The organism is Thiovibrio frasassiensis (assembly GCF_029607905.1).
Taxonomy (GTDB): domain Bacteria; phylum Desulfobacterota; class Desulfobulbia; order Desulfobulbales; family Desulfurivibrionaceae; genus Thiovibrio; species Thiovibrio frasassiensis.
The window spans coordinates 714477-740693 of the sequence record NZ_JAPHEH010000001.1 but is presented as its reverse complement, the minus strand read 5'-3'; the positions used below and the strand labels follow the sequence as shown (position 1 = coordinate 740693).

Annotated in this window: 22 protein-coding genes; 16 read left to right on the top strand and 6 right to left on the bottom strand. The window is 58.7% G+C overall.

The window, feature by feature from the left end; translation table 11 throughout:
- Positions 1 to 290: 290 nt before the first annotated feature.
- Positions 291 to 1244 (bottom strand): tRNA dihydrouridine synthase DusB, encoded by a 954-nt coding sequence (gene dusB / locus OLX77_RS03490; RefSeq protein ID WP_307632199.1) that lies wholly within the window; start codon positions 1242 to 1244, stop codon positions 291 to 293.
- A 963-nt stretch (positions 1245 to 2207) separates the two neighbouring features.
- Here dusB and OLX77_RS03485 point away from each other — a divergent pair.
- The 4 genes from OLX77_RS03485 (at position 2208) to OLX77_RS03470 (ending at position 5586) form a co-directional block, all read left to right on the top strand.
- On the top strand, positions 2208 to 3707 hold the full coding sequence (locus OLX77_RS03485; RefSeq protein ID WP_307632198.1) for a methyl-accepting chemotaxis protein: 1500 nt from the start codon (positions 2208 to 2210) through the stop codon (positions 3705 to 3707).
- Between the two features lie 148 nt (positions 3708 to 3855).
- Positions 3856 to 4848 carry a glucokinase gene (gene glk, locus OLX77_RS03480; RefSeq protein ID WP_307632197.1) on the top strand — a complete coding sequence of 331 codons (993 nt, stop codon included), beginning with the start codon at positions 3856 to 3858 and terminating at the stop codon, positions 4846 to 4848.
- Positions 4849 to 4867: 19 nt separating this feature from the next.
- Positions 4868 to 5068 (top strand): hypothetical protein, encoded by a 201-nt coding sequence (locus tag OLX77_RS03475; protein WP_307632196.1) that lies wholly within the window; start codon positions 4868 to 4870, stop codon positions 5066 to 5068.
- A 74-nt stretch (positions 5069 to 5142) separates the two neighbouring features.
- The gene (locus tag OLX77_RS03470) at positions 5143 to 5586 is read left to right on the top strand and encodes a hypothetical protein (RefSeq protein ID WP_307632195.1); all 444 of its coding nucleotides are present in this window, start codon (positions 5143 to 5145) and stop codon (positions 5584 to 5586) included.
- A gap of 14 nt (positions 5587 to 5600) precedes the next feature.
- On the opposite strand, the gene OLX77_RS03465 is transcribed toward OLX77_RS03470, so the two are convergent.
- The 4 genes from OLX77_RS03465 to OLX77_RS03450 are packed head-to-tail and all read right to left on the bottom strand — an operon-like array spanning position 5601 to position 10898.
- Positions 5601 to 6398, bottom strand: coding sequence for a substrate-binding periplasmic protein (locus OLX77_RS03465; protein ID WP_307632194.1), 798 nt, complete (start codon positions 6396 to 6398; stop codon positions 5601 to 5603).
- Positions 6399 to 6412: 14 nt separating this feature from the next.
- Positions 6413 to 7618, bottom strand: a complete 1206-nt coding sequence (locus OLX77_RS03460) for an acetate/propionate family kinase (RefSeq protein ID WP_307632193.1) — start codon at positions 7616 to 7618, stop codon at positions 6413 to 6415.
- Positions 7615 to 9729 (bottom strand): phosphate acetyltransferase, encoded by a 2115-nt coding sequence (pta, locus tag OLX77_RS03455; RefSeq protein ID WP_307632192.1) that lies wholly within the window; start codon positions 9727 to 9729, stop codon positions 7615 to 7617. Before pta ends, OLX77_RS03460 begins: the two co-directional genes overlap by 4 nt.
- 38 nt (positions 9730 to 9767) lie before the next feature.
- On the bottom strand, positions 9768 to 10898 hold the full coding sequence (locus OLX77_RS03450) for a class I SAM-dependent RNA methyltransferase (RefSeq protein WP_307632191.1): 1131 nt from the start codon (positions 10896 to 10898) through the stop codon (positions 9768 to 9770).
- A 52-nt stretch (positions 10899 to 10950) separates the two neighbouring features.
- On the opposite strand from OLX77_RS03450, the gene OLX77_RS03445 reads away from it, so the two are divergent.
- The 3 genes from OLX77_RS03445 to OLX77_RS03435 all read left to right on the top strand — a co-directional run bounded on the left by OLX77_RS03445 (position 10951) and on the right by OLX77_RS03435 (position 14552).
- Positions 10951 to 11607 (top strand): hypothetical protein, encoded by a 657-nt coding sequence (locus OLX77_RS03445; RefSeq protein WP_307632190.1) that lies wholly within the window; start codon positions 10951 to 10953, stop codon positions 11605 to 11607.
- Positions 11608 to 12003: 396 nt separating this feature from the next.
- Complete coding sequence (locus tag OLX77_RS03440; protein ID WP_307632189.1) at positions 12004 to 13590, top strand: peptide chain release factor 3; 1587 nt, start codon at positions 12004 to 12006, stop codon at positions 13588 to 13590.
- Between the two features lie 248 nt (positions 13591 to 13838).
- Complete coding sequence (locus tag OLX77_RS03435; protein WP_307632188.1) at positions 13839 to 14552, top strand: PilZ domain-containing protein; 714 nt, start codon at positions 13839 to 13841, stop codon at positions 14550 to 14552.
- Positions 14553 to 14559: 7 nt separating this feature from the next.
- On the opposite strand, the gene OLX77_RS03430 is transcribed toward OLX77_RS03435, so the two are convergent.
- A complete protein-coding gene (locus tag OLX77_RS03430) occupies positions 14560 to 16188 on the bottom strand; it encodes an ABC-F family ATP-binding cassette domain-containing protein (RefSeq protein WP_307632187.1) in 1629 nt (542 codons plus the stop codon).
- 446 nt (positions 16189 to 16634) lie between these two features.
- On the opposite strand from OLX77_RS03430, the gene OLX77_RS03425 reads away from it, so the two are divergent.
- From OLX77_RS03425 to OLX77_RS03385, 9 genes are all read left to right on the top strand, one after another.
- Positions 16635 to 17258: a CHAP domain-containing protein gene (locus tag OLX77_RS03425; protein ID WP_307632186.1), complete on the top strand. Its 624-nt coding sequence runs from the start codon at positions 16635 to 16637 to the stop codon at positions 17256 to 17258.
- A gap of 79 nt (positions 17259 to 17337) precedes the next feature.
- Positions 17338 to 18264: a substrate-binding domain-containing protein gene (locus tag OLX77_RS03420; protein WP_307632185.1), complete on the top strand. Its 927-nt coding sequence runs from the start codon at positions 17338 to 17340 to the stop codon at positions 18262 to 18264.
- Between the two features lie 12 nt (positions 18265 to 18276).
- Positions 18277 to 19734, top strand: coding sequence for a sensor histidine kinase (locus tag OLX77_RS03415; RefSeq protein ID WP_307632184.1), 1458 nt, complete (start codon positions 18277 to 18279; stop codon positions 19732 to 19734).
- Positions 19724 to 20380 (top strand): response regulator, encoded by a 657-nt coding sequence (locus OLX77_RS03410; RefSeq protein WP_307632183.1) that lies wholly within the window; start codon positions 19724 to 19726, stop codon positions 20378 to 20380. The genes OLX77_RS03415 and OLX77_RS03410 overlap by 11 nt, the downstream gene beginning before the upstream one ends.
- A 185-nt stretch (positions 20381 to 20565) precedes the next feature.
- Complete coding sequence (locus OLX77_RS03405) at positions 20566 to 21027, top strand: MOSC domain-containing protein (RefSeq protein ID WP_307632182.1); 462 nt, start codon at positions 20566 to 20568, stop codon at positions 21025 to 21027.
- A 27-nt stretch (positions 21028 to 21054) separates the two neighbouring features.
- The gene (locus OLX77_RS03400; protein WP_307632181.1) at positions 21055 to 23622 is read left to right on the top strand and encodes a molybdopterin-dependent oxidoreductase; all 2568 of its coding nucleotides are present in this window, start codon (positions 21055 to 21057) and stop codon (positions 23620 to 23622) included.
- 78 nt (positions 23623 to 23700) lie between these two features.
- On the top strand, positions 23701 to 24453 hold the full coding sequence (locus OLX77_RS03395; protein WP_307632180.1) for a 4Fe-4S dicluster domain-containing protein: 753 nt from the start codon (positions 23701 to 23703) through the stop codon (positions 24451 to 24453).
- A 103-nt stretch (positions 24454 to 24556) separates the two neighbouring features.
- Entirely contained in the window at positions 24557 to 25210 is a 654-nt protein-coding gene (locus OLX77_RS03390) for a TorD/DmsD family molecular chaperone (protein WP_307632179.1), read from the top strand.
- Positions 25207 to 26217, top strand: coding sequence for a 4Fe-4S binding protein (locus OLX77_RS03385; RefSeq protein ID WP_307632178.1), 1011 nt, complete (start codon positions 25207 to 25209; stop codon positions 26215 to 26217). Before OLX77_RS03390 ends, OLX77_RS03385 begins: the two co-directional genes overlap by 4 nt.

The window sequence follows — 26217 nt, the reverse complement described above, 5'->3', positions numbered from 1 at the left end:
CGACATTTTTAATAAAGGATTCAAGACAATAACGATCGGTAAAAAATAAATACGGACCGTAACAGCCTGAATTCGTGAAAGAATTGTAGGAAAAAAACGGTATTGATTCAGCGTAACATGTTGAAATTTAATCATGTGTTGTGCCACAGTTATCTGTTAAAAAAAACTCACCCAGCAGGTGCATCCAGGATCATGTCAGATCTTCCGTTTTCCGAGGGAGGTACGCGACCGCATGCAAGGGTTTTATTGCTAGAGAGTGCGGTCCTAATCCCCGCAGTACTTTGGGCAGGTCACTGCTGAAGCACTCGTTCGGCAAGGGTGTGGATGAACGCTCGCAGCGCGGGGTAGGTTGTGGTGGCGTCGATTTGTTTGCGGATGGCAGGGCCGGTGGGGGCCCCGCGAAAGTATTTCCAGGCGTGGTTTCTGATCTTGGAAAGATCCGGTTCCGGGCCAAGGTGCGTCTCGGCAAGTTCAAGGTGGCGGAGCAAGGCTTTGACTCTGTAGGCCATGGAGGGATGCTGGTTCACGCGTCCCGAAAAGATCCAGGGGGCGCCCAGGGCGGCCCGGCCAATCATCACCCCGGCGCAGCCGAGTTTTTTAAGCAGGAACAAGCCTTCTTCGTGGGAGGTGACATCGCCGTTTGCAAAAATCGGAATGGAAACGGATTCCATGACCTGGAGCAGTACCCTATGGTCAATGGGGCCGCTGAATCCGTCGGACCAGGTGCGGGCATGGATGGCAATGGCTTGTGCGCCGGAGCCTTCTGCTATTTTTGCAATTTCCGGGGCGGTAATGGTGTGCTGGTTCCAGCCCGAGCGGATCTTGACCGTTACCGGCTTTGTTGAATTTTTACAGACCGAGGTGATAATCTTTTCAGCGAGGTGCGGGTTTTTCATCAAGGCGGCTCCAGCCCCATTCTGCACGACTTTTTCCATGGGGCAGCCCATGTTGATATCGATACAGGCGATGGGGAGTTCGTTCAGGATTGCCGCGGCTTCGCCCATCATGCCGGGATTGTTGCCGTAAAGCTGCATGGCCACAGGCTGTTCCGCAGCGTCGGTGCGGAGCAGTTCGAGGCATTCCGGCTTTCGTGCCACCAGGTCATGGCATTCGATCATCTCGGAATAGCAGAGAGCAGCTCCATGTTCTTTGCAGAGCAGCCGGAAGGGCAAATCGGTGCAACCGGCCATGGGTGCGAGAATAAATGGGTTTATGAGGGTGATGGTCCCAAGGGAAAAGCTCATTGCAGGCTCACGGTCTCTGGTGGAATTGTAAAGATGAAAGCAGGGGAGAGCGGACTGGAACGGGCTCTCCCTGTTCGTACAAGGGTAAGAACTGGGTGGCCGGCCAAGGCGGAATAAGGAGGCGGTAAACCGAACCCCCTTGCCGGGTTCGGGGGGGTTGGCTGTGGAGCCTTTATTGGCGGGCAAGGCGCCGACAACCACAGGGATTGCACTATATCGGGCTTTGGCGCAGAGTGCAAACAGCAAAAAAAAGTGGGGGGAAAGTGCTTGAATGGGACAGATAAGTGGATGGAGATAGTTTTGCTTGGCGCAAAAAAAAGAAGACCGACTCTGCGGGAAAGTCGGCCTTCTTTTAAGGAGAAAGGAGATAAGAGTTGTTTTACTGTCTTGATGTAAAAGCAACAAGCGTGCCAATCAATTATTTTTTTATTTTTAAGTGGTTTTTGCCGGATTCATGGGGGTTGGTGGGGGGGCCGGGTGTAGCTATGGAAAGGTGTCCTGGTACAAAAATTTTAACGGTTATGGGAAGCGGGTGCGGGTGAGTTTTTGTTTTGTGCTGTTGTTTTAGTGAGTTATGGAGAGATGGTTTTTTTGTACCGGTGGGGCAAGCTTGTTTTTCTGAGGGGGGATTGAAAAGGCTGTGCAGGGCGTTGGGTTGGAGTGATTATGTGGAAAAAAATGTACAAAAAATTATACTGCACGGGGAAGGGGTCAATGGCAACGACAAAACTTCTCCTTAGGTATTCGTCGTTGTAGGTGGGAGTAAAGCTTCCCGCCTTTACTTCGTTTTGTCTGTAAATGAGGCTGGCTGGGTCGGTCGTTTCTTGGGAGACCCTCTGGTTGGAATATTTTTGACAACCAAGGGAACTGTGAGAAAAAGAGTGGTAAAAAAGGCAAAACTATACGATATAATGTTAAAATTGTTTGATTTGGATTTAACGAGGCACGCATTGAGGGGGCGCTATGAAAAGATGGTTTGACAGCTTGAGCCTGCGGGTAAAACTTTTTGTTCTGGTCGGGTTTGTTGCGTTGTCCATGGTCTCAAGCGTTGGGATTGCTCAGTACATCATCCAGCGGGTGCAGATCGGTGGTGCGATGTATACCGGGATCGAACTCAAGATGGACTATATCGACAAGGTCGCTCGCATCCGCCTCAACCTCAACCTTCTCAACAGCATCCTCAAGGGCCAGATCATGGAGTACGATCCGGAAACCTTGAGTGGCCTCAAAACCACCAGTAAGAAGTTTGAGGAGGCCATTGTCGAAATGCAGGGTAGCCTCGTCAAGCCGGAAAGCAAAAAATTGTATTGCGGCTCTTGTCATGCTGTGGATGTAGCCTCGGATGTGGTTGCCTCCTATGAAGAGCTGGCCGCTTCCTGGCCGAAGATGGACGAGATCATCAACAAAAAGATCCTGCCCTCCCTGGAAAAAGGGGACAAGGCCAATGCCCTGGAGGCCTTTGACGGGGAATTTTTTGAAAAGTATTACAGCCTGATGGGAAGCACCAAGACTGCGGTTGATCAGTTGCGCGGAGGGCAGGAAGCCACCAAGGCCGAGGCCATGGCTGAGGTGAAGAAGTTCGGTCTCTTCTTCATCGTTGGCGGGGCGATCTCCCTTTTGGTTGTTTGTTTGTTCGCCTTTTTTGTCGTGCAGATGCTGGTCCACTCCATCAACGCCATTGTCAGCGATCTGGACGAGAGCGCCGACCGCATCTCCGAAGAGGCACAGGCGACGGCAAGCACCTCTCAAATGGTGGCGGAAATGGCCTCGGAGATGGCCGCCTCGCTGGAAGAGACCAGTGCTTCCCTGGAAGAGATCACTGCCATGGTCCAGCAGAATGACACCAATTCCCATGAGGCCAATTCCTCGATGAAACAGAATGAATCGATTGGTTCCAGGGCAAATGTCAATGTCGCGGCGATGCAGATTTCCATGCAGAACATCAAGAAGGATAGTGACGAGATCGCTTCCATCATCCGTGAGATCGAAGCGATCGCCTTCCAGACCAATCTTCTCGCCTTGAATGCGGCGGTGGAAGCGGCCAGGGCCGGGGAACAGGGTCAAGGTTTTGCCGTGGTTGCCGATGAGGTGCGCAATCTTGCGCAACGCACCGCCAAATCGGCAAGAAGCTCCAGTGATCTGATTGAGCGGGCCATCGGCAATGTCAATGATGGGTTGCAGAAGGTGAATGAGGTCGTGGCGGAATCCAAGGATGTGGTGGATGGCTCCCGGAAGGTGGCTATCCTGGTGGAGGAGATCTCTACCGCGTCCCATGAGCAGACCCAGGGAGTGCTCCAGATCAACAAGGCCGTAACCGAGATGGACACCGGCACCCAGCAGATGGCGGCCAATGCCGAGGAACTGGCCGCAGCCTCCGAGGCGGTCACCGCTCAGACCATGATGCTCCGTGACAATATTGGACATCTCACCCGACTGGTTGAGGGGGGTAAGGGTTCAGACTGATAGCCGAGGCGGGTGCTTGCCTATTCCGGTAAGTCCCTGAGAGTGCACGTTTTTGTAAGAGGCCGCCTCCGTATGGGGACGGCCTCTTTTGCTAGGGCAGAGCCCGTTTACGGTGAGGGCGGGTTTTACCCCCATGCTTGGAGGGAAAATGGGTTATTTTCTGGCAGGTGATCTGGGCGGGACAAAAACCATTTTGGCCCTGTATAGCACAACAGGTGATGGGTATTGCCTGGTCAGGGAACAGCGCTTCGCCAGCAGCGATTATGGCGATTTCTCCGGAATAATCGCTGATTTTCTCCGCGGCCCTGAGGAGTCTCCGCAGGTGGCGGTCTTTGGCGTGGCCGGGCCGGTGGTCGGCGGGCGGGTCCGGATGACCAACCTGGGCTGGCTCATTGATCAGGAGGCCTTGCGGGATCGGTTCCGGTTTGCCGAGGTTCTTGTCCTGAACGATCTGGTGGCCGTGGCCGAGTCGGTGACGATTTTGCCGCCGGAAGATCTTTTGGTGGTAAATTGCGGGACCCCTGTCCCCCAAGGCAGCATGGCGGTCCTTGCCCCCGGGACAGGGCTTGGCGAAGCCTATCTTTGCTGGAGCGGCACGGGCTATGCCGCCTACCCATCGGAGGGAGGGCATGCCGATTTTGCCCCCACCTCGGAGATGGAGGAAGCGCTGCTTTCCTTTTTGCGGGCGGCACACGGCCATGTGAGCTACGAGCTGGTCTGTTCCGGAAAAGGAATCCCGAATATCTATCGCTATCTGACCGAAGGGGCAGGGATGCAGGTCCCCCCCGAGTTAGCGGCGGCATTGGCCGATGTGCCTGATATGACACCGGTTATTGTGGCTCAGGCCCAGGAAAAAGATGGCGGGGTTGCCCGCCTGACCCTGGAGATTTTTTTTGCAATTCTCGCAGCCGAGGCGGGCAACATGGCCCTCAAGTTTCTTGCCACCGGGGGGCTCTATCTGGGGGGCGGCATGCTGCCCAAGCTTCTTCCCGTCTTTGATCCGAAGCGATTCATGGCGCGCTTTGTCGGTAAAGGGCGCATGGCCGGGATCCTTTCCTCTATCCCGGTTAGGATGATCATGGCGGAGAGAGCGGGTCTTCATGGCGCTGCCCTGACCGCTTTTCGGGTTTTACAAAAATAGAAAGCACACAGGGAGACGCATGTCTTTACGGGATTTGGCTCGGGAACTCTATCGGGCGCAACAACAGGTGGGGCGGTTGGAAAAACTTTTGCTTTCCGCCTTGCCGGAGGAGGAGGCGGCGATCCAGGGCGAACTTGCCGATGCCCGGGCCGAACGTCAGCAACTCCAGAAGATGATCGATGGCCGCAAGGATTCATCTCCGCTGCCGAGAAAGTACTGAAAATCCCGGCCAGAAGGCGGAAGGGATTTCTGGCCTCAGGAAAAAAGAACGAAACAGCAGAACAGAGGGGCGATATGTGCATTGATGTGCGAAAAACCTGCGAGTGCGGCAGCAAAACCGTTCAGTTTCATCTCCGCGACAATCTTTTGCATTCAGCCGTGATCCAGCGGGTATTCTGTCCGAATTGCCCGGGAGACACCGGCTTTGATGTCCGCTCCATGCTCAATGACAACGGTTGGGTGGTTGAGTATGATATGCTCCTCGCCACCATGCTGCTCACGGCAAAATTGCAGCTGGAACCTGGGGCGGTTTGCCCGGAATTTCTCTTTGATCAGGGGTATGCCTGTTGGCTGGAGATGTATCCTGGCGAGCGGGAGGATATCCGGGAAGAAAAAGAAAAGATCATGGCCCTCCAGCGCGAGGATCAACGGCAATATCTTCAGGTCATCCAGAGCTGGAATATCGAGCGCATCGCCCGCCTTAAGGCGGCGGGGTGGCGCAAGGCCCAGCAAACCTGACGCGCGTCCGGCGTTCAGTTCTCAGCGGGCAGCCATTTTTTCAGGAGTTTCTCGAGGGTCCCATCTTCTTTCCATGTCTCCAAGGCAAAGTTCACCTTTTTGAGCAGAGACTGATCATCCCGGCGGACCGCCCAGGCAAGCTCTTCCTTGGTCAAAGGAGTCTTGAGCAGGACCAGCCCCTCGTCCTCGTTTGCGGCGGCATAGGCGCCGAGGATCGGGCCGTCGTCGATGTACAGCTCGATGCGCTTGTCGCGGAGGGCTTGCACGGCCGCATCCGGCGAGGAGAAGAAAAACGGTTCCGCTGTGGGGCAATAGCGCTGGACAAAGACATCTCCGGTGGTTCCCTTTTCTACGCCGATGGCGGTGCGGGAGGCAAGAATTGCCTGGACGGAGGGAAACTTTTCTTCCCCCTCCTTGGTGGTCAGGGCCATTTGGCTGATGGTGAGGTACGGTTCGCTGAAGGCCACTCGGATTTTACGCATCTCTGTGATGGACATGGCGGACATGACAATGTCAATCTCCTTGCGTTCCAGGGCGGGGATCTGCTCGCCCCATTCCAGCTCAACAAACTGGAGCCGGCTGTGTAACCGTTTGGCCAGTAACGCGGCGGCTTCGGCTTCAAATCCGGAAATTACGCCCGTCCCCGCGGCCTTATGAATAAGGCAGGGATAATTCGGGGTAACCCCGACCCGCAGGACCCCGTTTTCCCAAGAGGGCTGGACGCTTTTGTGCAAGCTGCACCCGGTAAGGCTGAGGAGCAAACAGCTGCTCAGCAGAAAGATGATTTTTGCGGCAATGGTCTTGTCAGGCATGGTGCGCTTCCTCGTTAGCTGCTGCTCAGACAGGTGACCGTCTGTTCGGCAATCTCCAACTCTTCATTGGTGGGAATAACCAAGATTTTCACCCGGCTCGTTCCGCTCTCCAGAGCGGCACATCCCAGACGCCGTTCTCGATTTGCCCCATTATTCATCTCCAAGCCCAGATGGTCAAGGCCTTCGCAGCACCCTGCCCGGATAAAATCGGCGTTTTCCCCGATGCCGCCGGTAAAGATCAGCCCGTCCAGCCGTCCCAGCACCGCATGGTAGGCGCCGATGTATTTCTTGATCCGGTAACAGTACATGCGGATGGCAAGCTGCGCCTCCGGATTGCCCCTTTCTGCCAGCTCGCCCACCGCGCGCATGTCGTTGGCCCCGCAAATTCCTTTGAGGCCGCTTTCCTTGTTGAGGATTGTCTCGATCTCGCCGGCGGAAAGACCGGTTTCCCGCACGAGATAAAAGATGATTGCCGGGTCAAGATCCCCGCAGCGGGTGCCCATGATCAATCCTTCTAGAGGGGTGAACCCCATGGAGGTATCGATGCAAATTCCCTGCTGGATGGCTGCGGCACTTGCCCCGTTGCCGAGATGCAGGCTGATCAGATTGAGGGAGTCAAGCGGTTTTCCCAGAAACTCCGCCGCTTTTTTTGCCACATAGTAGTGGGAGGTCCCGTGGAAGCCGTAGCGGCGGACCTGATGCGCTTCGTAGAGCTTTTTGGGAATGGCGTAGCGGTAGGCGTGGCTGGGCAAGGATTGATGGAAGGCGGTGTCAAACACGGCAACCTGAGGCACCAAGGGCGCGCTTTCCAGGGCGACCTCTATCCCGAGGAGGTTGGCCGGATTGTGCAGCGGAGCCAAAGGGATCAACTCCCGGATCGCGCTGAGGACTGCCGGGGTCACCCGGGCGGGTTTCTGGAACTGTTCCCCGCCGTGCACGACCCGGTGGCCGATGGCATGGAGTTCTCCGGGGTTGGCAAGGGCTCCGGTTTCCTTCAGGACTGCGGCGATGCGTTGAAAGCCCTGGTGATGATCGGGAACCGGCAGGGTTTGGACCGCTTTTTTCATCTCGGGCTGGCCCGTCGGGAGCGCGTAACTGAGGTGGCTGCCCGGTTCGCCGATCTGTTCGATGCTGCCAGCGGCCAATACCGATTCGTCCCGCATGTCGAACAGCTGATACTTGATGGATGAGCTGCCGGAATTGAGCACCAGAACCTTCATGGAGTTTTTCCTTGGCTTGTACGGGCGGCCTGGGCCTGGATGGCGGTGATGGCCACGGTGTTGACGATGTCGGGCACCGTGCAGCCCCGGCTCAGGTCGTTGACCGGCTTGTTCAACCCCTGGAGCACCGGGCCGATGGCCACGGCGTTGGCCGAGCGCTGTACCGCCTTGTACAGGTTGTTGCCGGTGTTCAGATCCGGGAAGATGAAGACCGTGGCCTTGCCCGCCACCTGGCTCTCCGGCAGCTTGGTTTTCGCCACCCCGGCGTCCACGGCGGCATCGTACTGGATCGGTCCCTCGATCTTGAGCTCAGGCCGAAGTTCTTTCGCGATCCGGGTTGCCTCGCGCACCTTGTCCACATCGGCGCCCTTGCCCGAGGCACCCGTGGCATAGGAGCACATGGCGACCAGGGGGTCAATGCCATAGAGCTTGGCGGTTTGCGCCGAACTTATGGCGATCTCCGCCAGCTGCTGGGCGTTGGGCTCTGGGTTTACCGCGCAGTCGCCGTAGACCAGGACCCGGTCGGCAAGGCACATCAGGAAGACGCTGGAAACAAGAGAAACATCCGGCTGGGTGCGGATGATCTGCAGAGCAGGGCGGATGGTGTCGCCGGTGGTGTGCACCGCCCCGGAAACCATGCCGTCGGCCAACCCCTTGTGGATCATCATGGTGCCAAAGTAGTTGACGTCCCCCACCGTGTCAAAGGCGGTCTTTTCGGTAATCCCCTTGTGCTGGCGGAGCGCGAAATAGGTTTGGGCAAAGTCTGTGCGCAAAGCGGAGGTGAGCGGATCAATAATTTCGATGCCCGATAGGCTGAGGCCGAGATTGCTGGCCGTGGAGCGAATCTCGGCGGGGTCGCCCAGCAGGGTGATCTGTGCCACCCCGCGCCGGGTAAGCATCTCGCTGGCTCGCAGAATCCGTTCCTCCGCGCCTTCGGGCAGGACGATGTGTTGCCGTTGCTTCTGGGCCATCTCCACCAGGTTGTATTCGAACATCAGCGGCGTGACCCGCGTGGATTTTATAAGGGAGATCCTCCCTTCCAGCTCGGCCAGGTCGATATGTGTCTCAAAAAGACCCAGGGCGGCGGCAATCTTGCGGTCGTTTTCCGGGGTCAGCATGGGAGGTACGGCGCTGGCGTTCATGGCCGTGGTATAGGTGTCGGTCTGCACGCTGATGATGGGGACAGTGCCGCGGTAGCTCAAGCCCTGAAGAAGCAGGGAAATCTGGGGGTCCGGAACGAAGCCGCCCGAGAGGAGCAAGCCGGCGATGCTCGGGTAGGTGCTGGAGAAGTTGGCGGCCAGACTGCCGAGGATGATATCCGAACGGTCGCCCGGCGCGATGATCAGGTCGCCTTCCACCAGATGGTCGAGAAAATGGGGCAGATTCATGGCCGCCACCTTGAAGTCGGACACCTCGCGGTTCATCTCTTCCGGATCGCACATGAGAATCTGGGCGTCGAGAGCCTTGGCGATCTCCCCCACCGTTGGTTTGCCTAAAAACGGTTCCTCCGGCAGGATATATACCGGCCCTGCGCCCTGGCCGTATTCGGTTAATTTTTCCCGTACCGTCCCCATGAGCAGGGGGTCGACCCGGTTGACCACGCTGGCCAGGATGGTGCACCCCTTCTTGAGGAAGGAATCTTGGGCTACATGCAGGGCGTCGAGGATGTCTGCCGGGGATTTGTTGTGGCAGTTCAAGAGCAACATGATAGTGCAGCCCAGGTTGTTCACCACCTCGGCGTTGAACTCGAACTCAAAGGGCAGGGAAAGGCCGCTGAAATCGGTGCCCTCGCAGAGGATAAAATCGCACTTGCTTTCCAGCTGCCGGTACTTGTTGAGAATGGTTTTGAGGATCTGGTCGGTGCGCCCTTCGGCGGTAAGATGCTGCGCCTCGTCGTGGGAGAGGGCGAACATTTCATCGTAGTCAAAGGCAAGGCGGTACCGTAATTTGATCAATTGCAGGTTGTTGTCTGCGGCCGCATGCGAGGGAATGATGGGACGAAAGTAGCCGACCCGGCGCAAACGGCGGGACAAGAGCTCCATAATGCCGAGGGCGACCACGGATTTGCCGCTCTGGGGGCCGATTGCCACGATGTACACGCTTTGGGCCATGGGGATCTTGCTCGCTTAAAATTATGCGCTCTTGGAGATCACGCCTTTGGTTCCAACAGAATCATGATTTCGAGATTGGCCGAGCCGGGAAACATGTCCAGGGGGGCGATGCGCCGCACCTGGTAGCCGTTGGCCTGCCATTCTCTCAGGGAGGGGGGGATCTGGTCCACCCCGCAGAAGATATGGAGGGCCTTTTTCGGCTTCCTCCGGGCCAGGGAGGCGATCACCCCAGGGAGCGGGCCTTGGCGGGGCGGGTCGAGGAGGATTGTTTCGTTGGCCATGGGGGGCGGCAGGGTTTTTTCCAGATATCCGACGGTAATCCGATGGGCGAGAAATTTGGCCTGGCCGCCCCGTTTCTGGTTCAACCGGCTATTGGCCTCGGCGGCCCGAATGGATGGGCCTTCGCCGTCAACGGCCAGCACCTGCCGGTAAGCGGGGGCGAGAAAATGGCTGAACAGCCCGTAGCCGCAGTACAGGTCGAGGAGCGCTTGCTCCTGGCTCGGGGCCAGCAGCTCTTTGGCCCGTTCCAGCATGGTTTCCACCATGGATTCGTTGATCTGGGAAAACGAGGTCGGGTGGAACTGGTAGCGGCAGCCGCAGTAGGTGGCCCCCAGCTGATCCGGGCCGAAGAGCTTTTTGAAATGGAGGGTCTCCGCCGGGCGTTTGCTCTCCAGATAGTAGTCGGACTGGGTGGGGTCAAGGTAGACGAAAGCGGCGGTGACCGCGACCGGAAGCTTCTGGAGATGTGCGCTCAGCAGTTTCATCTTGCGGACCAGCGGCCCGTTCATCAGGTCCACATTGAAGATTACCGCCTGTTCCGTGTAATTGCCGCGGATGATGAGATAGTTGAGATGGCCGGCGATGAGCCGGAAGGCGGGTTCGCTGAGCTTCTGCTGGAGAAAGCGGTAGATAACCTCGTGTTCTGTGGGCTCAAGCGGTGAGGCGGTGAAATACTGCCGGTTTTTGGGCAGAGCGGCTTTGTCCCCCAGTAGCAGGTAGAGGGTGGAGCCGTGGAGGAAGGCCTTGCGTTTTGAGGTCGTGCGGTAGCCCCGGGCTTTGGGGGAGCGGATTATCTGTTCCGGCTGCCCGGCGAGGCGGTGTTGTTTCCAGAAGGCGAGCAATCCCTGGTCTTTAATCTGCAGCTCAACGGAATAATCGAGATGGGCCAAGGGAGAGCTGTAGAGAATGGTCCGGGCCTCCTCCGGGGAAGCCGGTGCCGGAATGAGCGGTTTGAGAAAGGTGGCAAAGGAGCGATCGCTTGGCTCGGCAGGGGCCCAAAACAGTTCCTCTTCGGATCTTTCCGGCTGTGATTTTCCGGCGCTTTTAAATCCACGATCGGGAGAGGAATCAGCGGCGGACCTGCGGGTTTTTGGGCCGAAGGTTTTTTTGGGTGCTGATTTTCTCTTGCGGCTGGGTGGGCGGTCGGGTGACGAGGCAGGTGCACGGCAGGGTTCATCCCCGAATTCGCAACTTTCCGCCCGCGGCTTTCTGCCGCGACCGGGCGCGGAAGCAGCGCCGGGCCTGGGGTTTTTTTTCTCGAAGGGTCTTTCAGCCGGAGATTTTCTCTTGGTGCTGGATGGGCGATCAGAAGCCGTGGCAGGTTTCCGGAAGTTTTCTTCCTCGGATCGTGCCGCTTGTGGTTTTCTGGCCCCGGTGAAAGCACGACCGCGTGAAGAAGCAGCGTCCGGCCGAGGACCTTTTTGGGCGAATGGTTTGTCGGGAGATGCTTTCCGCTTATTGGCGGGCGGGCGACCGGATGCTCTGGAAGGCGTTTCGAACCATTCCTCGTCGGAGTTTGCCGACTGCGGTTTTTTGCCTCTGGTGAAGCTATGGCCGCGAGGGGAAGCAGCCTCCGCTCCCGGCCGTTGGTTTTTTTGACCGAAGGGTTTTTCTCGCGGTGTTGTTTTTCGGCCGCCAGACGACCGGCCGGGGGCAGAGGGTTTGCGCGGGCTGCCGGCTTGGCTGGGGCTTGATTTTCGGGTTGTCGTTTTTTTCTTGAAAGACAAGGGGGTCACCACAAAGAAAGAAGGGGAAGAAATAAAAAAAGTATACACCCCAGTCGGAGATGCATAAAGCAAATTCGTCCCAAGGCCATGGGAGGCAAGGGAGGAGTGGTTGTCGTTTTTTCTCCGGTGCTGCGCTGAGGAGGGGGAGAGGGCGCTGTTTTTGCGGACGGAGATTCTGCGGAACTTGCTGACAAAATGCGTTTTTTGGAGTATATACGCTGTTCCGTGGGTCGGGTTTCGACCTGGAAAGCAGAGAGAGAAGGAGCACATGAGCAGTCTATTGGAAAAAGAAATCAAGCGGCGCCGGACCTTTGGCATCATCAGTCATCCCGATGCGGGCAAGACCACCCTTACGGAAAAGCTCCTGCTCTTTGGCGGGGCCATCCAGATGGCCGGGGCGGTCAAGTCGCGCAAAACCGACAACCATGCGGTCAGCGACTGGATGGCGATCGAGAAGGAGCGGGGCATTTCGGTGACCACCTCGGTGATGCAGTTCAACTACCGCGACTTTGAGGTCAACCTGCTGGACACCCCCGGGCATAAGGATTTTTCCGAGGATACCTACCGGGTACTCACCGCGGTGGACAGCGCCCTGATGGTCATCGACAGCGCCAAGGGGGTCGAGGCCCAGACCGAGAAGCTCATGGAAGTGTGCCGGATGCGCAATACCCCGGTGATCACCTTCATCAACAAGCTGGACCGCGAGGGCCGCGAGCCTCTCGATATCCTGAGCGAGATTGAGGAGAAGCTGCAGATCGAGTGTACCCCCCTTACCTGGCCCATCGGCATGGGTAAGGGCTTCAAGGGGGTGTATAATATCATGCGCCAGGAGCTGAATCTCTTCACCCCCAGCAAGGACCGGCGGCCCCAAGACTCCATCATGGTCAAGGACCTGGATGACCCTCTTTTGGAGCAGATGTTGGGCAGCTATGCAGACCGGCTCCGCGAGGACCTCGAACTCCTGGCCGGGGCGGCCAGCCCCTTTGACCACAAGGAATATCTCAAGGCCAGCCAGACGCCGGTCTTCTTCGGCAGCGCCGTCAACAACTTCGGGGTGAAAGAGCTGCTGGACGCCTTTGTCGAGCTGGCCCCGCCGCCCGGACCCCGCGCCACCACGACCCGCATGGTTTCCCCGGACGAAGAAGCCTTTTCCGGTTTCACCTTTAAGATCCAGGCCAACATGAACCCGGCCCACCGCGACCGGATCGCCTTTTTCCGCATCTGTTCCGGCAAGTTCACCAAGGGCATGAAGGTCATGCACCACCGGCTCGGCAAGGAGGTCGCCCTGGCCAACGCCACCATCTTCATGGCCCAGGACCGTACCAATGTGGAGGAGGCCTGGCCCGGCGACATTATCGGCATCCACAACCATGGGACCATCAAGATCGGCGACACCTTCTCCGACAAGGAGCCCCTCAAGTTCACCGGCATCCCCAATTTTGCGCCCGAGCATTTTCGGCGGGTGCTGATCAAGAATCCGCTTAAGATCAAGCAGCTGAACAAGGGGCTGGTGCAGCTGGCCGAGGAAGGCGCGGTGCAGCTCTTTCGACCGACCATGGGCAGCGACTATATTCTCGGCGCGGTGGGGGTTTTGCAGTTTGAGGTGACCATGGCCCGACTCAAGGCGGAATACGGGGTGGACGCGGTGTATGAGCCGGTGAGCTATGCGACTGCCCGTTGGATCGACTGCGAGGACCGCAAGAAGCTCGATGCGTTCAAGAGCAAGAACCTGGCCCATCTGGCCCTGGACGCCGAGGGGCATCTGGCCTATCTGGCGGAAAGCGAATGGCGGTTGGGCAGGGTCCAGGAGTTGTTTCCGGAGATCGTCTTCCGCAAGACCCGCGAGCACAGCTGAGCCGGGCATAAGGAAGCCCCGATGAGGCTTCGCCGCTGAGCAGTTGTGGGGAACTGCAGGGGGGTGAAAAGCGGCCATCGGGGCGTGCTTCTATTGTCGTGAAAGCGGCGGGGAAAAGCAAGGGGAAAAAGCATTTTTTCCCTTTTCCGGACGGGGTGCTGTTGACCGGGGAGGGCAAAGCTTGGTATCCTTGAGTCGTCTCCGGGTGTTACCTGAAAGAACCTGAGTTGCAGGGAGTTTTATACGGGATGGAAGAGTCTGAAGTTGAGATTGTTCGGGATGCGGGGGCTGTCGGCCGGGTCTTCGAGCAGATGCTGGAACGGCGCAAAACCCTGAGCATTGTCCAGCATGGGCATCGCAGCGATGCCTGGGTGGTCAAGGTCTCATCCGCGCGGTTGATCCTGGCCAAGCGGGATAAGGGTTCGAAATTCACCACCGAGGAGGTGGAGTTTCAGTTTCGTGATGTGCTTGGCCGCAATATCGTCGGCAAGAGCCGGATTTTTCGCTTGAAGGATGACTATTTGGAGCTTGCGCTTCCGGCGGAGATTTCCATCATCCAGCGGCGGCATGCCTACCGGGTAGTGCCCACTGCCGAGAGTATGGCCATCTTTCTGACCGCCAGCAAATGGTTGCTCGCCGGCCGGATTGACGACCTCAGCTCCAACGGGGTCCTGGTCCGATTGCCGCAGGCAACCCCGGTGGTGGTGCCCAGCGATATTAAGGCGGTCTCTCTCCAGCTCAACCATGCGGTGCCTGCAGACGAATACGGGGCGCCGGCAAGGGTGGAGAGCCAGCTGGTTAGGCTTGAAACCGCAACCATTGCCAGAAAGGCCGATAACGGCACGACGAAATTCGCCAGTTACGGTATCCATTTCATCCCGCCCAGCGCTGGGGAGCGGCAACTGGCGCAGATGATCCTCATGTTCGAACGGGCCGCCCGGCAGAAGGGGCTCAGCGCCTAACGCGCAGTTATTGCGGCAGATGCCCCGATTTGCGCAGGTAGTATTCGTAATCCCCCCCGTAGGACCGCATCTCTCCGTGATCCACTTCCATGACCCGGTTCACCAGCGAGCGGAGAAAATGCCGGTCATGGCTGACCAGCACCACGGTGCCGGTGAATTTCTGCAGCGCGCCCAGCAGGATCTCCCGGGACTGGATGTCCAGGTGGTTGGTGGGCTCGTCTAAAATCAGGAAATTGAGCGGCTTCGCCAGCATGGTGGCCAGCACCACCCGGCTTTTTTCGCCGCCGGACAGCAGCTTGATCTGTTTGTCCACCGTATCGCCCTGAAAGAGAAAGGCGGCGCAGAGATTGCGCACCGTGCCGATATTGGCCTGGGGCAGGGCGTCCTGCACCGTATCGAAGACGGTTCGTTCCGGGACCAGGACATCCATGGCATGCTGGCTGAAATAGCCTAAGCTGACATTGGCCCCGATGGTGGCGCTGCCGCTGCTGGGCTCGGTCTGGCCGGCCAATACTTTAAGAAAAGTAGACTTGCCCGCGCCGTTGACCCCGACCACCGCCACCTTTTCCCCCCGCTGGATCACCCCGGAAATCCCGCTGAACACCGGCCGTTCGCCGCCCCCGTCCAGAGGCCAACTCTTGGCCAGTCCTTCCATGCGTACCACGTCGTCGCCGCTGCGGGGCGGCTCGTTGAATTCGAAACTGATCACCCGCTGTTCCACGGGCAGCTCGATGCGCTCGATCTTCTCCAGCTTCTTGACCCGGGATTGCACCTGGGAGGCATGGGAGGCGCGGGCCGCGAAGCGGGCGATGAAATCCTCCTCCTTGGCCAGCATCTCCTGCTGGCGGCGGAAGCTGGCTGCCAGCTGTTCCCGCCGGATCTCCCGTTCGCGCAGGTAAAAATCGTAATTGCCGCTGTAGGTGGTGATGGTGGAGTTGGCCACCTCGATGATCCGGGAAACCAAGCGGTTCATGAAATCGCGGTCATGGCAGGTCATGAGCACCGCGCCCTTGAACTCCTTGGCCAGCCATTCCTCCAGCCAGACGATGGACTCCACGTCCAGATGGTTGGTGGGCTCGTCGAGCAGCAGGACATCGGGGTTCATGGTCAGGATGCGGGCCAGGGCGATGCGCATCTTCCAGCCGCCGCTGAACGATTCCACCGGCCGGTTGAAATCCTCCGGCCCGATGCCCAGCCCGGTCAATACCGCCTGGGCGCGGGATTCCAGATCGTAGCCGCCGCGATGCTCGAACTCCTCCATGGCGTCGCCGTATTTTGTAAGCAGCGCGGTCATGGCCTCATCCTCCATGGGCAGAGCCATGGCCGCCTCCATAACCTTAAGCTCCTCGCCCAGCCGCAGCACCTCGCTTACGGCGGCCATGGTTTCCTCAAGGGCCGAGCGGCCGGACATCTCGCCCACCTCCTGGGAAAAATAGCCGATCACCGTTTTCTTGGCGCAGGTGATCTCGCCTTTGTCCGGTTCTTCCTCGCCGGTGATCAGCCGGAAGATGGTGGATTTGCCGGCGCCGTTGGGGCCGACCAACCCGGTGCGGATGCCGGGGAGTATCTGCAGGCTGGCGTTGGCAAAAAGGACCTGTGAGCCGTGCTGTTTGCTGATGTTGGTGAGGTGTATCATGATGCACTCGCAAAAAAAGAAAAAGTTAACAGGTTCGTGACCCAAAATTAAAAAGTTACAAAGTGATACCCGTTGTAATCGCGGTTTGTTGCGATTTCAACAATCATGAATGTTCTCGTAAAAAGGGAAAAAGGGCACATGTCGTGACACAGGTAAACGAGCCAGCGAGACTCCGAAATCAAATGGTTACGAAGCGGCAACCGTCGCCGGTCGTGGTCACTCTCTGCTGTAATCGCGGCTTCTTGCGATTTCAACAATCATGCTGAGGGTATCTCCAGGAAAAGACGGCATTTATAGCATGATGGCCAAGGCGGTGCAACCCTATTCTCCCGCAATCATTCAGCTCAACCTGCCTTGCCATTGTCAAGGGTGGGGGGGTCTGCTATGATGCGGCAAAGAATCTGGCGCGGTAGGCCTCAGAGCAACCAGAGCAGCACGGAATCCTTATGCAGCCAAGTACCGTTCGGGTGGTCGGCAAAATTTTTCTGTTTTTACTGTTGAGTTTCGGCTGCGGCGGGCCAGAATCCCTGGCTGCCCCCTCTTCAGGCCAGGAGCCGATGGTTGAGCCGTTTCCAGGGCAGCTCTCTTCGCGGGAGAATTTCAGCGCACCCCTTGCTGAGCAGGGGCGCGATACGGCAGAGTGTTTTCCGCTGCGGCCCGGGAGCAAGGGGCGACGCTGCGAACCCCAGAGCCTTCCCTTTGCCCGTTGCCGGAGCGGCATCGCCAGTTGCCGCCTGGGGCACGAAAATGGACCCCTTACCTGGTTTGCCTGTGAAAAAGAGCGCGGTAACACCTCGCTTATCCCCCAGCCCGGCAGTATCCTTATCCTTGCGGCCAACAGCCGGAGAAAGATGCCAACTGGCCATGTCGCCTATGTTGAGAAGGTTGTTGCGCAAAGCGAGACGGTCTATCGCCTCGTTTTTACCCACACCAACTACGATCGCAGATGCAGCCTGGAGTCGAACATCGAGGCCGTCTACGACAGCGAGGCCCGGACCCTGGATATTCACGCCGGTGCCTGGCAAACGTGGGGAAAAGACCTTCCGGTGGCCGGGTTTATTCTTGAGTGATATGCTGCACGGCAGTCTCGGTCGCAGCATGGTTACTTTCTGAGGGAAAAACCATAAACCCCGTGTGATATATTCTGTCATGACCATGTTCACGAAAAGAAAGTCTGGCGGTGTCTGGCGCAAGGCCGTGTGTCTGGGCCTTCTTTTCTTTCTGCTGGCCGGCTGCGAAGGTGGGCAGCAGGAAAAGGTGGAGCAGGATCGCCTGATCCGGCTGGACAACCTCCGGCAGCTCCCGGCGGGGCAAGTCGAGCCGGATTCCCAATCGCTGCGGATCGGGGTGGGGGCCATTCTTTCTCCCCAGGGTACGGCGCTTTCCTACCAGCCGCTCATCAATTACCTGGGGCGCAAGATGGGCAAACCGGCAATCCTGGTGCAGCGCAAAACCTACCAGGAGCTGAACGACCTGCTGGCCAGAAACGTGGTGGATCTCGGCTTCATCTGCACCGGGGCCTATGTCGAAGGCGCCCGGAACGGGGCAATCTCGCTGCTGGTTGTCCCGCGGATCAACGGCAAGACCACCTATCGGGCCTTTGTCATCGTGCCTGCCGCTTCCCCGGCCCGGGAATTTACCGATCTGCGCGGCAAGGTGTTCGCCTTCACCGACCCGCTTTCCAACACCGGCTATCTCTACCCCCTCTCCCTGTTGCAGGGTATGGGGCAGCAGCCGGAAACCTTTTTCGGCCGGACGATTTTCACTTACAGTCATGATCGTTCCATGGCTGCGGTCATGGAGGGTGTCGCGGACGGCGCTTCGGTGGACAGCCTGGTCTATGAATTTGCCGTAAAGCGCAACCCGGATATTGCCCGGCGGACCAGGGTGATCTGGGAATCGCGGGATTTCGGCATCCCCCCGGTGGTGGTGCCGCGCACCATCTCCCCGGAGAGAAAGGCCTTGCTGAAAGATTTGCTCCTCGGACTGCATCAGGATGCGGAGGGGGAAAAAGCCCTGGCCGTGCTCGGGGTGGAACGCTTCGTGGAGCCTGAGCCAAAACTGTATGGATTTTAAGGAGAGGTGCCCGTGCCTGTCGCTTTGACAGCTTTTCTCCGGCAAGCCGTGCGGCGGGGCAGGTCCGTTCTGCTCAGTGTGCCGTTGAAGCTGAAGATTCTGGGGCTGGCCCTGGCTCTGATCCTCCTCTTCGGCGCGGTCACCATTTACAAGGTGCAGGCGGCGCTCAGCGAGAACATCGAAGCTTTTCTCCGGGAAGAGAGCCGCTTCGTGGCAACGGAACTCTCCTATCAGTCTCACGACTATCTGCTGATCAACGATGTCTACGGCCTGACCCAGATGCTCAGGAACACGGTGCAGAATCGCCCGGACCTGCGTTATGTTTTTGTCCGCAATGGTGCAGGGCAGGTGGTTGCCCATACCTTTGAAGGCGGGTTTCCGGCGGATCTGTTGGAGAAGGCTTCCCGCCTCTCCCCGCAGGGTTCCGGGCCGAGACTGCTGCGCACCAACGAGGGCGGCATCTGGGAGGCGACGGCAGGCATCAGCAACGGCAACGAAGGCGCGGTGGTGGCCGGGGTGAAGGGCGACAGCCTGCGCCGTCAGATAGGGGTGATCACCGGATCCCTTGCCCGGACAACCTTGTTGGTCGCGGTATTTGGGGTGTTGTTGTCCTTGGGACTGACCTGGATTATCACCCGGCCGGTGGGCCGACTGCTCGAAGCAACCCGGGCCGTGCGGCGCGGGGATTATTCCGTGAGCCTGGCCCCGGCGGAAAGTCAGGACGAACTGGGAAAGCTCTTGGAGGGATTCAATGCCATGGTGCTTTCTCTTGCCAGCGCGGATAAGGCCCGATTGGAAAAGGAACATCTCCAGCGGGATTTTCTGCACCGGGTCATGGCCGGGCAGGAAGGAGAAAGAAAACGGATCGCCCGCGAGCTCCACGACCAGACCGGCCAGGCCCTGGCTTCGGTCATGGTTGATCTCAAGATGTTGGAAAACGCGAAAAACGAGACCGAGGCCCGCCAGAGTATCGGTCGGTTACGAAAGGCCATAACCGAGGAGATGGAGGCGATCCATAATCTGGCGGTGGCATTGCGGCCCAGTGTGCTGGACGATCTTGGTCTGGTCCCGGCGGTGGAGATGCTGGTGCGGGGTTTTATCACCCGGCAGGAGATACCGGTGGAGCTGACCATCATCGGTTTTGCCGAGAAAAGGCCGGATGGTTGCACGGAAACCTGCGTCTACCGGATCGTGCAGGAAGCTCTCTCCAATGTGGCGCGACATGCCCGGGCCACGGAGGTGAGCGTGCTTCTGGAATGGCGCGGGGAGAATATCCGGGGGGTGATCGAGGACAACGGCATTGGTTTTGAGCCGGAACGGGTTGATTCTAAGACCAAGCTCGGGGTATTGGGCATGAAGGAGAGAGCCCAGTTGCTGCAGGGAACTTTCCGGATTGAAAGCGGTCCGGGCGATGGAACCATGCTGGTTTTTGAAATGCCTGCCAAGGCGGGGGTTTGCCATGAACAATGAAATGATCCGGATTCTGGTGGTTGATGATCACCCGGTGCTTCTCTCCGGCTTGCGCCTGCTGCTCAATGCCGAACCGGACATGGAGGTGGCGGGCACTGCCGATTCGGGGCCAAAGGCTCTGGCTCAGGCCAAGGAGCTGCAACCGGACATCGTGCTCCTCGATATTTCCCTGCCCGGAACCAGCGGGCTTCTGCTTCTGCCGGAGATTTTGCGACAGGCGGCCAAGACCCGTGTCCTCATGCTGACCATGCACGAGGACCATCAGTATCTCAAGGAGGCCGTGGCCAAGGGCGCCAAGGGCTTTATTCTCAAGAAATGCCTGGATGTCGATCTGCTCTACGCCATCCGTTCGGTGATGCGGGGGCAGATGTACATCCATCCGGCCATGATGCCGGATATCCTGGCCGCGCAGGAAAAAGGGGCAACCTCCCCCGAGGAATTGCTCTGGCTCTCGCTGAGCACGCGGGAGCAGCAGGTCATGCTTGCGGTGGCCATGGGCTACACGAGCAGGGAGATCGCCGAGCAGCATTTCTTGAGTGAAAAAACCGTGGCGACCTATCGCTCCAGGGCCATGGCCAAGCTTGGCCTGGAGACCAGGGCCGAGCTGGTTGAGTTTGTCTCCCGCCAAAAACGTTCCGCGAAATAGCCCGTTTTCCTGACAGACGGTTGTCGGGAAAACCCCTACAAAGAAATCAAAAAACCCCCGCTTGTTTTTCCCCCGCGCTTCCCCTATCCTGATCTGTAATCGGATGTGTTTTCGGCTTTTTTGTACTTCCGGCCCTCGTTTGGAGGGCCTGTCTGTCGTCTTACCCAACAACCAAGAGAGGGGCTATGGGCATGGTCGAAGCGGTATGCATCAGCGAAAAGAAAGGCATGGTGAAAAAAGAGGTGCCGGAGATCCACCTGGAGGAAAACTGGGGGATCACCGGGGACGCCCATGCCGGGATCTGGCACCGGCAGGTTTCCCTGCTGGCCGGGGAAAGCATCGAACAGGTGAAAAAGAAGATGCCCCACCTGAAGCATGGGGTGTTTGCCGAGAATATCGTCAGCCGGGGGGTGGAGTTGACCGCGCTTGCCATCGGCGACCGGTTGATTATCGACGGCACGGTGGTGCTCGAAGTTACTCAGATCGGCAAGGAATGCCACAACGCCGGCTGCGCCATCAAGAAGGCCACCGGCGACTGCATCATGCCCCGGGAGGGGATCTTCACCAAGGTTATCCACGGCGGGGTTGTCAAGGCGGGCCTCGCTATCGCAATAGAAAGGATTTCGGAGGCAACAAGAGTCGCATAGCCTGAAGCACACAAAGGAGAGCAACGCATGAAGATCAAAAGAAGGGATTTTCTCAAGCTGAGCGCGGCAACCGGTCTGGCGGCCGCCGCCTTCAAGGGTTCCACCCTGAACGCCCTGGCCGAAACGCCTCGGGGAGCCATTGGGGAGAAGCCCGGCACATGGATGCCCTCCACCTGCCAGGGCTGCACGGCCTGGTGTCCGGTGGAGTTCTTTGTTCAGGACGGCCGCGCCGTGAAGGTGCGCGGCAACCAGCTCAGTAAGGCCAACAGCGGCTACTGCTGCCCCAGGGGCCATTTGATGCTCCAGCAGACCTACGATCCGGACCGGGTTCTGACCCCGATGAAGCGGACCAACCCGGCCAAGGGCCGCGGCATCGACCCCAAGTTCGTCCCCATCACCTGGGACGAGGCCCTGGACACCATTGCCGATAAGATGATGGAACTGCGCAAGGCCGGCGAGCCGGAAAAGCTCCTCTATATGCGCGGCCGCTATTCCCCGACCTCCACGGAGCTCTGTTACGGCACCATGCCCAAGATCTTCGGCAGTCCCAATGCCATCTCGCACAGCGCCATCTGCGCCGAGGCGGAGAAAATGGGCCCCGGGTATACCCAGGGATTCTTCGGTTACCGCGATTACGACATGGCCAAGACCAAATGTCTGGTGGTTTGGGGCTGCGATCCGCTCTCCTCCAACCGGCAGGTGCCCAACACCATCAATAAGTTCGGTGATATTTTTGACCGGGGCACGGTCATCGCCGTTGATCCGCGTCTCTCCGCTTCGGCCGCCAAGGCCAATGAGTGGCTGCCGATCAAGCCCGGCGAAGACGGCGCCCTGGCTGCGGCCATCGCCCATGTGCTCCTGAGCGAAGGCATGTGGAGCAAGGAGTTCGTCGGCGATTTCAAGGCCGGCAAGAACCTCTTCAGGGCCGGCGCCACCGTGGACGAGGCCGCTTTTGCCGAGAAGGAGACCCACGGCGTGGTCAAGTGGTGGAACCTTGAGCTGAAGGACAAAACCCCGGCCTGGGCCGCCAAGGTCACCCTGATCCCGGAAAAGCAGATCGTCCGCGTCGCCCGCGCCATGGGCAAGGCGGGCTCGGCCTGTGCCGTCTACATGGGCCCCGGCGTGGCCATGACCCCGCGCGGCACCTATGCCTCCATGGCGGTTTATGCCTTAAACGGCATCCTCGGCTCGATTGAGACCGAGGGCGGCGTCATGCAGAGCTCAAGCGCGCCGACGGATAAATTCCCCTCCATCGACAAGTACCTGGACGATCTGGCTAAAAAATCCGGCAAAGGTAAAAAAATTGACGGCCGCGGCGCCAAGGACATGCCGGCCATCATGGGCGGCATCGACAAAAAGGAGAAAGACGGCAAGGTGACCGAGAGCGCCAAGGCGAACGTGGTCACCAACAACGTGGCTAACGGCATGTTGAAGGATCCGGGGGCCATCAAGGTGTGCATCAGCACCTGGACCAACTTTGCTTTCTCCGGCACCGGTGCCCAGCGCTGGGAAAAGGCGCTGTCCGCGCTTCCCTTCTTCGCCCACCTGGTCACCAACGCCTCGGAGATGAGCCAGTTTGCCGACATCGTTCTGCCGGCCACCTTCGCGCCGACCGAGAAGCTGTCGATCATCACCAACATGGCGAACCTGCACGGCCACATGTCCATCCAGCAGCCGGTCGTCAAACCGCTGGGTCAGGCCAAACCCGAGGAGACCGAAATGATGTGGCTGCTGGCCGAGAAGCTCAAAGCCAGGGGCTTTGCGAACCTCTTCGACTACTACGCCTCCATCGAAGATCCGGAAACCAAGAAAAAACCCGCCAATGTCGCCGAGTTCGTGGAGATCGCCGCCAAGATCTCCAGTCACAAGGTCTGGGACGGCAAGGACAAGATGAAGGGCGACCAGATTTCCGGCTGGGAGGATTTCAAGAAGAAGGGCATCTACAACACCGAAACCTATGCCTACAAGAAGAACTGGGGCAAGTTCAAGACCGAAACCAAGAAGTTCGAGTTCTACAGCGAGACCCTGAAGAAAACTCTGGGGCTGTTTGCGGACAAGAACAAAACCACGGTGGACGAGGTTCTCAAGGCCAGCGGCTACGAAGCCCAGGGCGAACTGGTCTTCGTGCCGCATTACGAATCGCCGAAACGGCACGGCAGCCAGGAGGAATACCCCTTTACCTTCATCGACTACAAGTCCAGGCTCAACCGCGAGGGCCGGAGCCAGAACACCGCCTGGTACCATGAATTCAAGAAGGTGGATGTGGGCGATGAGAGCTGGGAGGACGTCGTGAAAATCAACCCCGCCGACGGCAAGAAGCTCGGCATCAAGACCGGCGACATGGTCAAGCTCACCTCGACCAACGCCAGCATCACGGTCAAGGCGAAGCTGTGGGAAGGGGTGCGGCCCGGCACCATCGCCAAATGTTATGGCCAGGGGCACTGGGCCTACGGCCGTGTTGCCGCCAAGGACTATGCCAAGGCGATCCCGCGAGGCGCGAACAACAACGAGCTCATGCCCGATGATTACGACCGGCTCAGCGGCGCCACGGCAAGAAACGGCGGGTTCACCGGCGTAAAAATTCAAAAGGCCTAAAGCTGAGTTGAGCAGCTTGCCTGCTCAAACGAAACTTATACCCGAAGGGTGTAATGGATTCACAGGAGGAAATGACACATGACGCAATATGCGATGGTAATAGATCTTCAGAAGTGCGTTGGGTGCGGGGCCTGCGCCCTGGCCTGCAAAACGGAGAACAACACCGCCGGCCGAAACTTCGGGCAGGCCCATAATTGGGCCGATTTCCAGAACGAAACCAGCGGCAAGTTCCCCAAAACCAAATACACGGCCAGACCGGTGCTCTGCAATCACTGCGCCAATGCGCCTTGTGTCAAGGCCTGCCCGGTGACCCCCAAGGCGATGTACAAAACCAAGGACGGCATCACCATGCACAACGACGAGCGCTGCATCGGCTGCCGCGCCTGTCAGGAAGCCTGCCCCTATTCCAAGATGGAGGTCAAGGGCGGCGAGACCAGCGTGATCAGCTACAACGAGGACGGCAAGCCCTATGAACCCTTTTATGCCGACAAGAGTGAGATGATCCCCGGCTGCACCATGTCGCCGGCGGAAATGGCGGCCAAGACCGACAACCCGCCCCATCGGACCAAGTACGACCATCCGGATTATCAGGATGTGCGGCGCAGCAATATCACCGAGAAATGCATCTTTTGCGAACACCGGGTGAAAAAGGGCGAGCTGCCCAACTGCGTGGTTGCCTGTCCGGCCAAGGCCAGAACCTTCGGCGACATTCAGGACAAGAACAGCGAGGTCGCCCAGTTGGTCAAAAAGTACAAGGGCACGGTTCTCAAGCCCGAGAAGGGCACCAAGCCCAATGTTTATTACATTCGGAGCTTCAGCGCCGCCAAGTAGTCTGGGGACAGGACAGCCGGAAGTCCGGGGGGCGGGTGCTCAGGCATTCCGCCCCCCTTTTTTCGTACGGTTTTTAGCTGTATACTCTTTTCAAGGAAACACTATGACCGCCGAACTCATGCAAGCCGCCCAGCGCCAAAGCGATGCCTACCGCCTGCTTGCCGCCTGTTTCTCTCAACCGGACCGGGAGATGTTTGTCGAGGAGAATCTTTGTGCCAATCTGGCGGGGCTGATGCGGGAGATTTCGCTGCCGGCGGTGGGGGAAGCCTGCCAACGGATGGCGCAGTCCCTTGCGGAAAACAGCCAGGAAGAACTGCTGATCGAGTATTCCGGCCTGTTCTTGGGGCCCTTCGGCGCCCCGGCCCATCCGTATGGTTCGGTGTATCTGGAGCAGGACAGGAAGCTGATGGGCGATTCGACCATGGAAGTCCTGAAGCTCTATGCGGAATCAGGGGTACAGCATGAAGGGGACGAGCCGCCTGACCATATCGCCATCGAGCTTGAGTTCATGGGTTTTCTCGAAGGCAGGATCGCCCAGGCCGTCAGCGAATCGAACCAGGCTGATCGTGCCGATTTTTCCGCGATCCGTGCCCGTTTTTTCAACAGGTTGCTCGCCCCGTGGGCGCCCATTCTTGGCAATATCCTCAAGGAGCAGGCTACGCTCGCTTTTTACCGCGACCTGGGCGAATGTCTGCTCGGCTTCATCAACGCGGAACGGCAACGGCTCCAGAAACCAGCAGCCGCCCAAAACCCATGAGCCTTGCCGACCGCCTGGCTGGGCGTTTTCATGGCAGCGAGCCGCCTGCCCTTGAGCTTATCTCCCGCCGCTGCCTGCGGACCCGCTTCCAGGGCAGTGCCTGCGCCCGTTGTGTAAGCGAGTGTTCGGTAGGGGCTATTCGCCTTGAGCCGGGGACGGTCATGCTTGACCCGAAGCGCTGCGTGGGCTGTCTGGCCTGCACCGCCGTCTGTCCGGCCGAGGCGCTGACCGGGTGCGGCTCCCGCCTGGCCGCATTCCCCGGCAAGGTGGACGCGGGGAAAGCGGTTTTCTTGTCCTGTGAAAAGGGGGTCCGCACCGGGGAGGAGATTATTCTCCCCTGCCTGGGCGCACTTTCCGAGGAACATCTGGTTGCCTTCGCCGCCCGGTCGGGGGAAGATGTTTGTCTGAACCTTGGCCGGTGCACCGATTGCCGGGCTTCGTTTGTCCCGGCGGTTCTGGCCCGCCGCCTCCAGGCTCTTGCAAGCAAATTGGGGCGCGAGGGCTTCATCTCCCGCATCCGGCTGCTTACCCGGGAGGAAGAGATCGGGCAAGCGGCATCAGCGAGCAGACGCTCCTTTTTCCGCGCCTTCTGGGATCTGTCCCTTCATGCCGCCACCGAGACCATCACCACCCTGCAGGCGGAGCCGGACCCCAAGGAAAAGCATGCCCACAAGCATCAGCCCGCTCGTTTGGTCTTACTCCGTCAAGCCCTGGTCGACTCCGGCGACGAAGCCGTCCGGCTGGCCATGCTGCCGCTCTTTTTTACGCTTACGGTGAACACGGAATGCAACTTCTGCGGCGGCTGCGCCGGAATGTGCCCCACCGGAGCGCTTAAAAACATCAGGGAAGAAGAGGGGAAGCAATTGCAGTTCACGTGGGCTCGCTGCAGCGGCTGTGGGCTCTGTCTGGAGTTCTGCCCCCCAAAGGCGCTCAGTCTGAGCGGCGGTCGCAGTCCGGATGCCCTTGGCCCGGAGTGTGATGTTTTGCTGCGGATGGATGGTGTGTAG